Source organism: Sungkyunkwania multivorans (genome assembly GCF_042675645.1).
In the GTDB taxonomy this organism is placed as follows: domain Bacteria; phylum Bacteroidota; class Bacteroidia; order Flavobacteriales; family Flavobacteriaceae; genus Sungkyunkwania; species Sungkyunkwania multivorans.
Window position 1 is genome coordinate 767,802 of record NZ_JBHTJH010000004.1, and the last position, 13,893, is coordinate 781,694.

The window sequence follows — 13,893 nt, forward strand, 5'->3', positions numbered from 1 at the left end:
AACTCACCCTCAATGCAACACCTGCCCGCCAGCGACCACATTGCGGTTGCGGAGATTGACCTCGGAACTAAAGGTCTCCAACACAAAACTTAGCTTGAGGTTTTGTGCGACGACCAAGCCCAGTGTCAACTGTCCAAAGGTGAAATGGGTCTTGTCCACCCCCAAATTATCCCTGAACACACCGGTGCCATACACCTGACTCATATTAAAGTTAAAAAAGAAACGCAAGGCATTGTTGCTCAAGGAAGCATCGCCATACAGGTCGATACCTACCGAGGCGCTTCCGGCCCAATCTTCGGTGGTGGTGCCAAACTCTGGGAAATCGGCCGTGCCCTTGGCCACCAAACGCGAGATCAGATTGTATTGCTGATTGCTGGAATGCGCATATAATAACGGATATTCAAAGGTCAAAACTGTGTTTCCACCGTAGGTCACCAAGCGTTGAAAGGCTTCCGATTCCTTACTGTCCTGTAAGCTGTCGGAGGTACTGTTAGCGATCATGGTGCCCAAACTTACCCTAAAGACGCCCAGATTTCCGCTTACCAATTCTGAATAGATCGATCCGGTGTTGTCCCCGATATTGAGTCCGGTGTTGTTGAGCACCTTAAAGCGTTTGCCATCGTGATTATAGATCAGGTCAAAGAAAGCGGCAGAACGCACCGGTCCAAATGATAAGGCGTTGAATTTCTTATAAGTAAGATACTCTTGGGTGTATTCGAAATATAGGGAATCGAGTTTCTCCACATCGGTGGCAATCTCCTTTTTTAGATTGCGGATGCTGTCTTCCTTTCTTTTGATCACCGAAGCATTGTAAAAGTTGCTCGGATCGGTTTGTAGCGAATTGTCATACAGCTCCTTGATCAGCTTTTTATAGATCGAGTCTTTGGCCTTTTTCTCGGTATGGAGATAGTTGTACTCGATGATCTCCAAGGTTTTATAGACTTTTTCATCCTTGTCTTCTAATTTTATAGTGGTAGTGTCTCTTATACTTGAAGTCATTTTAGAGAATCGGAAGTCTGGCGATTGTGCATAGGCCGAAAAACTAAGCAGCGAAAGGACGATGAAGATGGTTGTTTTCATGGGATACGGTGATTGATTTTAAAGGCAAATTAGCAATTCTCTTTGTAAGAAAATCAACCGTTTTTGAAATGGGGTGTTTATACGTAGTGAAGGGATTACAGGTTGAATGTTGAATGTTGCCTGCCTGCCGCAGGCAGGGATGTTGGATGTTAAATGTTGGTGATTGAGGAGTTGAGTGTTCGTCTTTGATTGACGACAGATGACAGATGACAGATGATAGATGATAGATGACAGATGACTGATGATGGCAGGGTGGTGACAATTAAGAAAATTGAATGTCTGGTCTTGGACACTTCAAATCACAAAAAGACCACAGCTATGTTAATGTTTTAATAAACAGCCACGTGATGTTTAACAGTTAATTATATTTGTTAAACAAAACTAACTTTATACAGGTCATGAAATCACTTTTCTTCAAATTCAGTTTGCTCACACTCTTAGGACTCTTGTCGTACACACCGGCTCTCGAAGTCCAGGAGTTCCAAGGTCAGGCGACCTACTTTGCGAAATCCTCCATGGAATTGGGAAGGTGGGGAGCACGAATGAGCGAAGCACAAAAGAAGCAAGTACAGGCACGCCTAAAGAATCGTTTGGAAAAAACCTATGTGTTGAATTTCAACAAGGAGGAGTCTGTTTTTAACGAGGAAGAAAAGCTCGATGCCATGTCTGGCGCTACCGATTCTTGGGGAAAGAATTTCTCACCCGGGGAACAATACAAAAATGTAAAGGAAAACAAATTGGTACAGAGTCAGGAGTTCTATGGCAAACGATTTCTGGTGAAAGATGAATTACTATCCTTAGATTGGCAAATGGGTAAGGAGTCCAAACAGATAGGACAATATCTTTGTTTTAAAGCGATGGCCCTTATTCCAAAAACTGACCTCAAGTGGTATGACTTTTCTTGGGGCGACTTACGACGTGCAGCCCAAAAGGAAACCGATTCTACCAGTACCGAATCCACTATGCCCGAAATTGAAATGGTGCAGGTAGAGGCGTGGTACACACCTCAAATTCCTGTTGGTCATGGCCCGGGTGAATTTTGGGGTCTTCCAGGATTGATATTAGAAGTGAGCGCTGGAAATACTACCATGTTATGCTCTAAAATTGTGATGAATCCAAAGGAGAAGCTCAAAATTGAAGCGCCGGAAAAAGGCAAGGTCATCACGAAGAGTGACTATAAAGAAACCATCACGGCAAAGATGCAAGAGATGCGCGACAATCGTGGGCGAAGACGAAGTTAACAACGATCGCATTGAAAACGATCCTCCATTTCCATTCGGCACATTACATTCTCATGAAATATTTATGTTGCATCGCACTGCTATTGATAGCGAGTGTTTCTTTTGCGCAGATCACCTTCGAAGGCGTCGTCCGCGATAGCTTGAACAATCCCTTGGAATTAGCCAATGTCATTGCCATTAATAAAGCCACCAGCGGTTTGGAGTCCTATGGCATTACCAATGGTGAAGGTAAATTTAAATTGGAATTGGGCAAGAATGGTAGCTACGAGATCCAGATCAGCTATGTAGGCTTGAAAACCTTAAAGGAAACCCTTTCGACAGCTGAAAGCGATATCACCAAAGATTATATACTTCAAGCAGAAAATGCCTTAGACGAGGTAGAGTTGGTCTATGAAATGCCAGTAACGGTCAAAGGGGACACTTTGATCTATAACGCCGATTCCTTTCAGAATGGTACCGAAAGAAAATTAGAAGATGTCTTGGAAAAGCTACCTGGCGTGGAGATCAACGAAGAGGGCCAGATCGAAGTAGAAGGGAAGGTGGTCAACAAGTTAATGGTGAATGGAAAGGACTTTTTTGATGGCGACACCAAATTGGCGACCAAGAACATTCCGTCTAAAGCAGTTGATAAGATACAGGTGTTGCGAAATTATTCTGAGGTGGGTCAATTGAGCGGAGTGACCAACAATCAGGATAATGTAGCGATGAATATCAAATTGAAGGAAGGAAAAGAAAATTTCTGGTTTGGCAATGTTACCGCGGGCGGAGGCGCAGCGCCGAATAACGAATTGTACTTGTTGCAGCCCAAACTATTTTACTATAGTCCTGAATACAGCCTTAACTTTATCGGAGACCTGAACAATACAGGAGAAGTGGCATTGACGCGCCGCGACATCAGGAACTTTGGGGGTGGTTTTCGTGCACCGAGTAGGAGTAGCGGGACCAATATCAATCTTGGAGACAATAGCCTTAATTTTTTGACAAGTCAGGGCAATGCGCTGGAAATAGAGAATAAGTTGGCCACGGGTAATTTTAGCTACTCGCCATCGTCCACGCTGGACCTAAGTGGATTTCTGATATACAATAGCGGTCGTATCCTTTCAAAACGCACAAGTCTCATCCAATACACCGATGCCGATCTTGGAATTCCTGATGAAGCTACCGAAGAGTCCAGCAGAGAGCGTTCGGATCAAGGATTGCTGAAGCTCAGCGCCTCTTATCAACCCAATGTGAGCAATCAAATGGATTACGACATTCTGGCGCGTGTCTCAAATGACCGCCAGAATCAGAACCTGTTCTCCTCGGTAATCGGCAATACGCGTCAACTGGACGAGGTGACGCCCTATAGCATCAATCAGAATTTGAATTATTACTATACCCTCGATGAGGACAATATCTTTGCTTTTGAGGCGCAGCATTTGCTAAAGAACGAAGACCCATTTTACAATGCCGTATTGGTCAATGATCCCAATGGTGCCGACGCCTTTGATACGACTGCTGATGCCCTTGGACTGGACACCTCTTTGAATAATTATGACCTTGGACAGAACAGACGTATCAAGTCCAATCAGTTGGATGCCAAATTGGATTATTATCATATCCTGAATACCAAAAGCAACATCAACTTCACCTTGGGTACGATATTGAGTCGTCAGGACTTCGATTCCAATATTTTCCAGTTCCTTGCGGACGGGTCTGAGTTCGATCCAACACCGACCTTCAATGCTGGTCGCGCGACTAACGATGTCACCTACAATTTCAGTGATGTTTATTTAGGCGTACACTATCGATTTAAGACCGGCATATTCACCATTACACCTGGCTTTTCTTTACACGCCTACGGGAATAAGAATACGCAGTTTGGTGAAACCTACAAGGATAATTTCTTTCGATTCTTACCAGATTTTGAGACCCGACTTCAACTAAAGAAGAATGAATCGCTGACCTTGCGGTACGAGATGCGGAATCAGTTCACGGATGTCACACGGCTGGCAGAAGGCTTGGTGTTGAATAATTTCAGTAGCATCCAATTTGGGGAACCCGAACTTCAAAATGCCTTGTCGCACAATGTGAGCTTGTTTTACAGAAGCTTCAACCTTTTTAACTATACCAATATTTTCGCCAGGGCCGCGTATTCGAGCAATATCGATCAGATTCGCAGTTTGACCAATTTTGAGAACGTGATCCGGACAAGTACTTTTTTCAACTCGAACTTTGCCGATGAGAATGTCAATGTCTTCGGTCGCGTGCAGCGCACCTTTGGTAAGATCAGAGCTACTTTGAATGCCAGTTTCAACTATAGTAAGATCAATCAGTTCATTCAAGGACGGCAATCATTGAATGAAGGATTTACGCAGACCTACACGCCTGGCATTCGTACGAACTATAAAATAGCACCCAATGTTAGCTTTCGGTACCGCTACAGCGTGACCAACAACAATCAGGGAGGTCGTGAGACGAAGTTTGTGACGAATGCACCTTCCATTAATTTTGATGCCTATATCTGGAAATCGGTGACCTTGCGATCCGATTATACCTATACCAATCAAGATCTTGGTAATGGTGAATCACAGTCATTCCAAAATTGGGACGCCACGCTTAGTTATAGAAAGGACAGGAATGCCAAATGGGAATACGAGATCAAGGCGACCAATCTTTTGGACATCGACTCTCAAGTGCGAAACAACGCGAATAACTTATCGGTATTTGCTTCAGAGACCTTCATTCAGCCCCGGTTTGTGACCTTTCGGTTTGTGTATACTTTATGATGCAGTCCATTGGAAGAACAGGAAAGTTACAGTTCCATACCCCAATGTCAGTTCGAGTGATTCTGAATGAAATGAGGAATCGTATCGAGAACATTTCGAAACCAACGAAGCTCCGGAGGAACAAATACTTCTCGATACACTTCTCTTCCGAATCTTCGGAATCGAAGCACTCGAAGTGACAATCGACCTCTATGTTAGTTCCTTGCCTGCGCACGGGCAGGGAGTTCACCAAAGGTGAGTATCGAGAACGACGTTGTAGTAGCGTAGTTTCTGATGATAACTTTAATTTAGTTTTGCTTGCGATTCTGTCCTGTGAAATACCCCTTCACGCTACCGATTCCTTCTCCCTGGGGAAGGTTAGGATGAGGGGTCTATCTATTGCCTTATCTTAATTCAGGCAAAACCCCCACATTTTTGAGGAATAAGACGGTTGTTCGTCGCTACCTTTTAGAGGTTATTTGCAACATCAAAAACCAAAAAACAAATCCTATGGCAACCGTAGAGTACATCAAAAAATATGACATCGCCTATTACGGTGGTGGAAACAACAGTAAGAATTATGCGTATAGAGCGATCATCGGCCTAAGGCGCGACAACAATTCCTTGATCGGAGCGGCCTATTTTCATAGAGATGCGGCCACTTTACCTAATACCGATTCTATCAGTACCTCGGGTTATATTTCGGTGCATTATGGCGAATCAGATTTTGAACGTATCGTTGATATGCTTCGCAATGAGGATCCGGTATATATCCGTTATGTGAACGGTTGGGATATGGCATCGATCAATACGTCCTTAGAGCCGGTAGGCGAGGAGGAGTTCAACGCCTAACAATTAGAAAACCCTAACCAATATCTAGATAACGCAATAGTGTTCTTATAAAGCAGTCGGTAGTTGATAAGGATGGGCTGTTTTATAAAAATGACAAAAATTCTTGTCAGTCACTATTGCGTTTCAATTTTTTTGGCTGAAGCTATATCGCTGGTCAATTGTCTCAATTTATGAAGCATCCATAATCCTATCAATAGCCTCATAATGGGTTGATAGATGATGCTGAAGAGTTCTATGGATTGTCCCACTGTTTCGGACATCCAGAATTCATTTCCGAAGGCGATGAGATTACCAACACCCCATACCAATAATAGGTAGGCAAGAATACGGTCTAGTCTGGAATTGTTCAGCAGGCTGATTCCGTAAAAGATGTTTCCCAAGGCAAATGCCACAATGAACAAACCAAACAGTGCATAACCGATCAATCCTGCATGGTCAATATTGATTTGGATCATTTGCTGAACCGCAATATCATCGGTTTCGAGATAGGATCTGCGAAGGTTGTTCATATAGAAAAGAACAAACATTTGTCGAAAGATCTCTGTGAATGAGAACACCGCAAAAAAGACAAAGCCCAACACCGTAAACCCAGGACTCTTTTTATATTGGATGAATAAAAAACCGAGCATAGAGATCAACACAAATAGGCAATGAGCGATTATCCAAAACCGTGTCATCATATAAGTTGAATTTTCAAACAATCTGATGCGCTCCTCGGCACTTAGATCACCCAGATCAAATAGACTCGAATGGATTCCTACTGTAGTGATTACGGACAGCAGGCAGCAAATAATGGCTAGCCATAAGAAGCTGCGATATTGAGTGTTAATTGTCATCGGTCGTTTTGTAAAAAGATACGCATAATTATCCTTTTGAACCAAGATGCTATCTATTGCTGACCAGTTCTCCACAATCTAATGGGCTTCCTTTTCGTTAGCATAACATACCCAACTAGTTTTATGCTTACAAAGGCTTTAAAGTTCTTCCACCATCTTTTGGTTTTGGTGGTGCTCACTATTTTAACGCAGGTCGGTGGAATCATCTATTTGCTATGCTTGTGGCTGTTTAGCCGCATTCCCTTCGATGGATATCACAAATGGCTGCGCAGAGGTGTCAAGCTCTTGGTATTTAGTATCGCCTATATTTTCTTTTCTTTTGCAGTGGTGCCGTTGGTAGCTTCGACTTTCTTTGATAAAGAACCTTTGCCATTTTCGGGAGAACATTTACGTCCGCTGAATGTGGGCACGGTACTCTTAAACCGGCATTATACCACCAAAGATCTTAAAGAGACCATGACGCGAAGTGCTTCAAAGATGGCTACGGCATATCCAGGTACGATTACCTTGTATCTAGATGCCAACTTTCCCTTATTCGAAAAGTTTCCCTTGCTACCACATATAAGCCATAATGACGGTAAAAAGCTCGATTTGGCCTTTTATTATCGCGATTCAAAGACCAAAGAAATGAGGGTTGACTCACCGTCATGGTTAGGTTATGGCGTTTTCGAAGGCCCAAAAGAAGGGGAGTACGATATGCCAGATCAGTGCGCAAAAAGAGGAAAATGGCAATATTCTATCTTAGGGGATATTGTGCCGCAACACCGAAAGGACAATTATATATTCGATGCACAGCGAACTAAAGCGCTGATCAGCATATTGGCAAAGGAAGCTGCGATAAAAAAGATATTTATTGAGCCCCACCTCAAAACACGTTTGGGACTCACCTCAGCCAAGGTGCGATTTCACGGTTGCCAGGCGGTACGGCACGATGATCATATCCATATACAGTTGTGAGTTGCAATGTCAGTTCCCTGCCCGTACGTGCCGTTCGGTACCTGCCCGACTATGTCATTCAGGCGGGTGGGGAGTGATTTTGGCGTATGCCAAAATAGTATCGCGAACAGTATGGAATCCTAGGGAAGGAAGATCTACGACAATCCCAATACCAAAATGAACACTTCAGGAAAAACACCCTTTGGAGAATTCAAATAAAAGTGTGATATTTGGTTCATTATGAAGTTATAAGAATTGATGCCAACCATTGTCTGCATATCAGCATCGCGATTTTTTAGCTAGGGAACACCACTTAGCTTATCCTCTCTTTTTTTATTATCACACGCAATTCTTATAATTATGTCATCCAATAAGCTCTCAATACATCAACTTTTCAAGTATTTTATGACGGCCCTTCGCGGGGAGGAGCAGGAATTCACTTCTGGCAGCATCCGCAAGGCGATCTTCATGCTTTCCATTCCTATGATCATGGAGATGATGATGGAATCGATCTTCGCCTTGGTCGATATCTTTTTTGTTTCTAGCATCAGTCCCAATGCCGCCGCCACGGTCGGACTCACCGAAGCCGTGCTCACCTTGGTCTATGCCATTGCAATCGGATTAAGTATGGGCGCTACGGCTATTGTAGCACGCAGAATAGGGGAGAAAGACGTGGAAGGCGCAAGGCAAGCCGCCGTACAATCGATATTTCTAGGAACCTTTGTCGCTGTTTTGATCAGCATCGTCGGTATCTTATTTCCAAAGGAAATCTTGCAATTGATGGGCGGTGAGCCGGATCTTATCGAAGAGGGCTATGGATATACCCAAGTATTGCTCGGAGGAAATATCACCATTATGTTATTGTTTTTGATCAACGCCGTCTTCAGAGGCGCGGGCGATGCTTCCGTAGCAATGAAAGTGTTGATCCTTTCCAATGTGCTGAATATCATCTTGGACCCGATGTTCATCTTTGGTTTTGGTCCAATACCCGCATTTGGGGTGCAAGGTGCGGCCATCGCAACAACCATCGGACGTGGAAGCGCCGTTATTTTTCAATTCCTGATCCTCTTCTTTGGTTGGAGCCGTATCAAAGTTGGATTAAAGGATATTGTTTTTAGAGTAGGAGTGATGCTCAATCTCATCAAAGTATCGTTGGGAGGGATCTTTCAATTCATTATCGGAACATCGAGCTGGGTCTTTCTAATGCGTATCATGGCCGAATTTGGCAGCGAGGTGCTCGCAGGCTATACCATTGCCATTCGCGTTTTGATGTTCACCTTGATGCCGTCATGGGGGATGAGCAATGCCGCAGCCACCTTGGTTGGACAGAACCTCGGCGCGGGGAAACCAGAACGGGCGGAACGTTCCGTTTGGAAAACTGGAAAGTACAATGCCTATTTTATGGTGGCTGTATCCATTTTCTATTTGGTCTTTGCTGAATTCATATTGAAGATCTTTAGTCCAGAGCCAGAGGTGATCAAATACGGCGCCTTAAGTTTACGGGTTATCGCCGCTGGTTATGTCTTCTATGCTTATGGAATGGTGGTCATTCAGTCCTTCAATGGCGCAGGGGATACGTTAACGCCCACGATCATCAACTTATTTTGTTTCTGGCTATTTCAACTGCCATTTGCCTACGGCGTTGCCATTTGGGCAGATATGGGCGTACTAGGTGTACTACTGGCAATCACACTGGCGGAGATGCTGATTGCGGTCGTGGCCATTATTTGGTTCAAAAAAGGTAGGTGGAAGGCTGTTAAGGTATAGCCATTATGCGAATGTTGTTTTCTAATATTATGCCATTGTGAAATGACAAGCAGTATTCGTAATTTAGTTGCTTCGAAATAAAACTAACCTTTATGGCCAAGCATAAAAGAGGAGTCAATACTATCTGCACACACACAGGTGAAGTGAGGGACAAACAATTTAATGGGGCGGTATCGCCTATCTATATGTCCACTTCCTATGCCTATGAGGATGTGGAGGTAAAACGATACCCGAGATATTTCAACACCCCCAATCAAGAGATGCTCTGCAAGAAGATCGCTGCCCTAGAACATGCCGAAGAGGCGTTGATCTTTGGCTCTGGGATGGCAGCGGTAAGCACTGCCATGCTGGCTTTTTTGCAAAAGGGAGACCATGTGGTGCTGCAGCAGACACTTTATGGCGGGACCATCAATTTTGTCACTAAAGAATTTGATAAATACGGTATTGAATATTCATTCACCAAAGGTTGGGAGACCAAGGATTTTGAGAAGAAGATCAAAGACAATACTAAATTGCTGTATGTGGAGACGCCTTCCAATCCTTTGTTGACCATTACAGATCTTAAGAAGGTTGCCAAGCTTGCGAAAAATCATAATTTGATCACCATGATCGATAATACCTTTGCGAGTCCTATCAATCAGAATCCTATTGATCTTGGGATCGACATTGTTATCCACAGCGCTACCAAGTATTTAGGTGGGCATAGCGATATTCTAGCTGGGGCTATTGCTGCAAGTTCAGAACATATAGATCGTATTTGGAATACGGGTATCAATCTCGGTGGAAGTTTGAGCGATTTTACCGTTTGGATGTTAGAGCGAAGTATGAAGACTTTAGGGCTACGTGTTGAACGACAAAATAAGAATGCAATGAAAATGGCCAAATATCTCAGCAAGCACAAGGAGGTCTCCAATGTGTACTATCCTGGATTAAAGACCCATCCTGGACATGAAATTGCCAAGTCACAAATGAAGGGCTTTGGCGGGATGTTATCGTTTGAGTTGAAGAAAGGAATCGATTCAGAGAAATTTGTGAAATCTTTGAAGTTGATCAAAGCATCGATGAGTTTGGCAGGGGTAGAAAGTACTATTCTGTCACCAACAAAAACCTCTCATGCCCTTCTAACACCAAAAAACAGAGCAAAACAAGGCATCAAGGACGGACTATTGCGTTTTTCGGTCGGGATTGAAGAACCAAGGGATTTGATCGAAGACATTGAGCAAGCCATAAAAAGATGCGGTTAAGTATAGAGGTCAATGTCAACTTAGCAGTACGTAATCAAGAAAGAATATTTTGCGAATGAAATTAGACATACTTGCCTTTGGGGCCCATCCCGATGATGTAGAATTGAGTTGTGGCGCAACGATCGCCAAAGAGGTCGCCAACGGAAAGAAAGTAGGGATCGTAGACCTTACCCGAGGTGAATTGGGTACTCGTGGCAATGCCGAACTTCGAGATAAAGAGGCTGCGAAAGCTTCTAAAATTCTTGGCGTAGCAGTGAGAGAGAATTTAGAGATGGCCGATGGTTTCTTTGTGAATGATAAAGAACATCAATTGGGCATCATTAGAATGTTGCGAAAATATCGACCAGAGATCGTTTTGTGCAATGCTGTAGAAGATAGACATATCGATCATGCAAGAGCCAGTAAACTGGTGAGTGATGCGTGCTTCTTATCTGGATTATTGAAGATCGATACCAAGCTCGATGGGGATGATGAATGGCAGGAGCCTTGGCGACCAAAATTGGTCTATCACTATATCCAATGGAAGAACTTGGAGCCCGATTTCTTGGTGGATGTTTCAGGTTATATCGAAAAGAAGGTAGAAGCTGTATTGGCGTACAGTTCTCAGTTCTTCGATCCAGACAGCGATGAACCCGAAACTCCGATAAGCAGCAAGACGTTTATGGACAGCCTCACTTATAGGGCTCGAGACCTGGGAAGACTTATAGGTGTAGAGCATGCAGAGGGTTTCACGGTAGAACGATATGTTGCTGTTGATTCTTTAGATATGTTGAAGTGATCTACTTGATAATAGAGATTTGAATGTTAAGAGGCGTGTGCGCCGCCTTCATGGAACCATTTTAGCGGACGAAGCCCCGAGGTAATTTACTTTAATAACTTTTTCTTTGTAGAAAAAGTGCAAATGTTTTACATTTGCAACCGCTATTAATATGGTGGTTGTAGCTCAGTTGGTTAGAGCGCTGGATTGTGGTTCCAGAGGTCGCCGGTTCGAGCCCGGTCTTCCACCCAGATATGAGCCTTTCGTTTTTCGAAAGGCTTTTTTTGTTTCTTGAAATGAAAGTTCTGGCTATGATTTTCTGGATGGCTACCAATTGAACATGGTGGGCGAGGAATAAAAAATGCTATTTCGTGATCATTTGAATGACAAGTTCTGGGAAAATTTATACTACGAAGCGGTTCGAAAACCTTTTAGATTTGCGTGTCAATTCTTACTTATAATAGGGGAAAACCGTAGTTTTTAAATAGATAGACAATAAAAATCAAGGGTTTCACCGCATATTCGGCTACTTTGACAACATAATTTTTGAGGAGCGGTATCGTGTAACTACTTTTATATCACCCTACTAAACGACATTTACCCCAAATGTTACCAAGAACTGGCTTATGCTATATAAACCTCTCCCCCAAGAGAGGTTTTTTGTTTTTATATACTTTCTAGAGATAGACTGATCAATTATTTCCTCGCGTCGAGTCAAAAGTAATGTGCTGATACGCACCTAAGTCTGGTGAGGCCGTTCTATCCACACCTAAGATATCTGTCGGAACTTGGGAAGCGGTGGTAGTATCTCCTTGGCCATTGGCTGCAGAATTGTCTCCTATAATAAAATCTTCCTCTTGAGTATTTCTGAAATCTGGGTCCATATTGATGATCTCTCCAGAATAAAGCGCCTCGTTGCTAAAATCGAAAAGATCTGGATTTGCTGGATTGCTCAATCCAAAGCGCAGCAGACAGTTGCTAAATTGATAATTGAAAGCAGCCTCTGGCACCGGATCTAAAAAGAACTCGGTACTATTACTTCCAAATACGATCGTGTTGGCAAAATTTGCTTGAACAAGGTCTTGCGTAAAATTGCTGCCATCTTCCAATTCTAAATAGTTGTTGATCAAAAGGGCGGGGGTATTTCTAAAGCTGTTGTTCCAATAGTTGGCGATGGTACAATGCTTAAAATCATAGTTTCCACCGATCGTCAGTTGTACCGAAGGTTGCCCAGAGCTACCAAAGACCGAGTTTTCTGCCACTATGTGACCTGTACGCGCTAACAATCCAGAAACGGAACTGTTATAGATCTGCACCCCATTTAGCGTAAGCGTAGGGTTGGTGGTGCCATCATTGTTATCCATAAGGAGTCCCACGGTCGCATTGCGTATGGTGGCATGAGAGATGATATTAGCAGTGCTTCCATCGGTAAGCCAAATGGCGCCCCATTGCCCTGGAACATTCGCAAAACCAGGTTCTAAGCGATCGCCTTCGAAAATGACCTCGTTCTCCAAAAGGTCTAGGTCGGTACTTAGTGCACCGTTTACTTGTAACGTTCCGTTGTTTGCTACGATAAGTCCCGAACCCGCATGAAAATGAACACGGGCACCAGCATCGATGGTCAATGTCTCTCCTCCAGGAACCGCGGCATATCCATAGATGACATATGGTTTTTCATTGGTGAAGTTGAGTTGCGTATTGTCTAGAAAGAATCCTTCGATCTCCACAGCATCTTCACCACTACCAAGGATGAGTGTTTCGGTAATGGTTTCACCATTGACCACGGTACGTTCAGGAAAAAGGAAGACCGCATCCTTTATCAATGTTACTAAGTCAACATCCTGTTGGTCAGCGCCTTCATCGAACAATATCTTGTCGGTATAGAGAAACTCTGTTGCCGTTGCCGCAAATTCTGTGATATCCACCGTTGTTTCTACAAAGACAAAAATGCTGTCTTTTGCCAAGATCTCCACGTTGGTGAATGCCTTGCCTGCCTGCCCGTCCACATTTAATCGGTAACGCGAATCATCACCACGTTCCAATCGTACGCTAGGAATACTGATGTCGTTATCACTATTATTATAAACTCTAAGATTATAGGTGCTGGATCCGATATTGGTAAATACAGTATCTAGATAGATGGTGTCTTTAGAGAATCCAAGGTCACCAGTACTTGGCGAAAATTCAAAGTCGTTACGACAGGCGCCAAGCGCTATAATTATGGCTACAAGACCAAGGGCATATAGGTATTGTCTCATCTATCTATTTTCGTTTTTCAATATTAAGATCTGCTGGCGTGGCCAGAGGCAGATAAATTGTTTGTTTTTTGCCTTCTGATTATCGTATTATTCACCAAATTTTATTGATGATGGCACGATCATATGGCATATTGATGAATTTTTGTAAAAGTATGACTTTTTGATGTAACGTTGA

10 protein-coding genes and 1 tRNA gene are annotated in these 13,893 nt (G+C 43.3%); 8 read left to right on the plus strand and 3 right to left on the minus strand.

Annotated features, from left to right (window positions below; all coding sequences use genetic code 11):
* Positions 1-9: 9 nt before the first annotated feature.
* Entirely contained in the window at positions 10-1,080 is a 1,071-nt protein-coding gene (locus tag ACFQ1M_RS06320; protein WP_386405543.1) for a hypothetical protein, read from the minus strand.
* A 398-nt stretch (positions 1,081-1,478) separates the two neighbouring features.
* Here ACFQ1M_RS06320 and ACFQ1M_RS06325 point away from each other — a divergent pair, with 398 nt between their 5' ends.
* From ACFQ1M_RS06325 to ACFQ1M_RS06335, 3 genes are all read left to right on the plus strand, one after another.
* A complete protein-coding gene (locus tag ACFQ1M_RS06325; RefSeq protein ID WP_386405546.1) occupies positions 1,479-2,321 on the plus strand; it encodes a GLPGLI family protein in 843 nt (280 codons plus the stop codon).
* A gap of 53 nt (positions 2,322-2,374) precedes the next feature.
* Positions 2,375-5,089: a carboxypeptidase-like regulatory domain-containing protein gene (locus ACFQ1M_RS06330; protein ID WP_386405549.1), complete on the plus strand. Its 2,715-nt coding sequence runs from the start codon at positions 2,375-2,377 to the stop codon at positions 5,087-5,089.
* A gap of 489 nt (positions 5,090-5,578) precedes the next feature.
* A complete protein-coding gene (locus ACFQ1M_RS06335; RefSeq protein ID WP_386405552.1) occupies positions 5,579-5,920 on the plus strand; it encodes a hypothetical protein in 342 nt (113 codons plus the stop codon).
* A gap of 113 nt (positions 5,921-6,033) precedes the next feature.
* Here the strand turns inward: ACFQ1M_RS06335 and ACFQ1M_RS06340 are convergent, their stop codons facing one another.
* On the minus strand, positions 6,034-6,756 hold the full coding sequence (locus tag ACFQ1M_RS06340) for a hypothetical protein (protein WP_386405555.1): 723 nt from the start codon (positions 6,754-6,756) through the stop codon (positions 6,034-6,036).
* Between the two features lie 123 nt (positions 6,757-6,879).
* Here ACFQ1M_RS06340 and ACFQ1M_RS06345 point away from each other — a divergent pair, with 123 nt between their 5' ends.
* The 5 genes from ACFQ1M_RS06345 (at position 6,880) to ACFQ1M_RS06365 (ending at position 11,710) form a co-directional block, all read left to right on the plus strand.
* The gene (locus ACFQ1M_RS06345) at positions 6,880-7,713 is read left to right on the plus strand and encodes a hypothetical protein (RefSeq protein WP_386405558.1); all 834 of its coding nucleotides are present in this window, start codon (positions 6,880-6,882) and stop codon (positions 7,711-7,713) included.
* 339 nt (positions 7,714-8,052) lie between these two features.
* Positions 8,053-9,459, plus strand: a complete 1,407-nt coding sequence (locus ACFQ1M_RS06350) for an MATE family efflux transporter (protein WP_386405561.1) — start codon at positions 8,053-8,055, stop codon at positions 9,457-9,459.
* A 92-nt stretch (positions 9,460-9,551) separates the two neighbouring features.
* A complete protein-coding gene (locus ACFQ1M_RS06355) occupies positions 9,552-10,703 on the plus strand; it encodes a trans-sulfuration enzyme family protein (RefSeq protein WP_386405563.1) in 1,152 nt (383 codons plus the stop codon).
* Between the two features lie 55 nt (positions 10,704-10,758).
* Positions 10,759-11,481: a bacillithiol biosynthesis deacetylase BshB1 gene (bshB1, locus tag ACFQ1M_RS06360; RefSeq protein WP_386405566.1), complete on the plus strand. Its 723-nt coding sequence runs from the start codon at positions 10,759-10,761 to the stop codon at positions 11,479-11,481.
* Between the two features lie 153 nt (positions 11,482-11,634).
* A tRNA-His gene (locus ACFQ1M_RS06365) sits at positions 11,635-11,710 on the plus strand.
* A gap of 442 nt (positions 11,711-12,152) precedes the next feature.
* Here the strand turns inward: ACFQ1M_RS06365 and ACFQ1M_RS06370 are convergent.
* Entirely contained in the window at positions 12,153-13,718 is a 1,566-nt protein-coding gene (locus ACFQ1M_RS06370; RefSeq protein WP_386405569.1) for a hypothetical protein, read from the minus strand.
* Positions 13,719-13,893 lie beyond the last annotated feature (175 nt).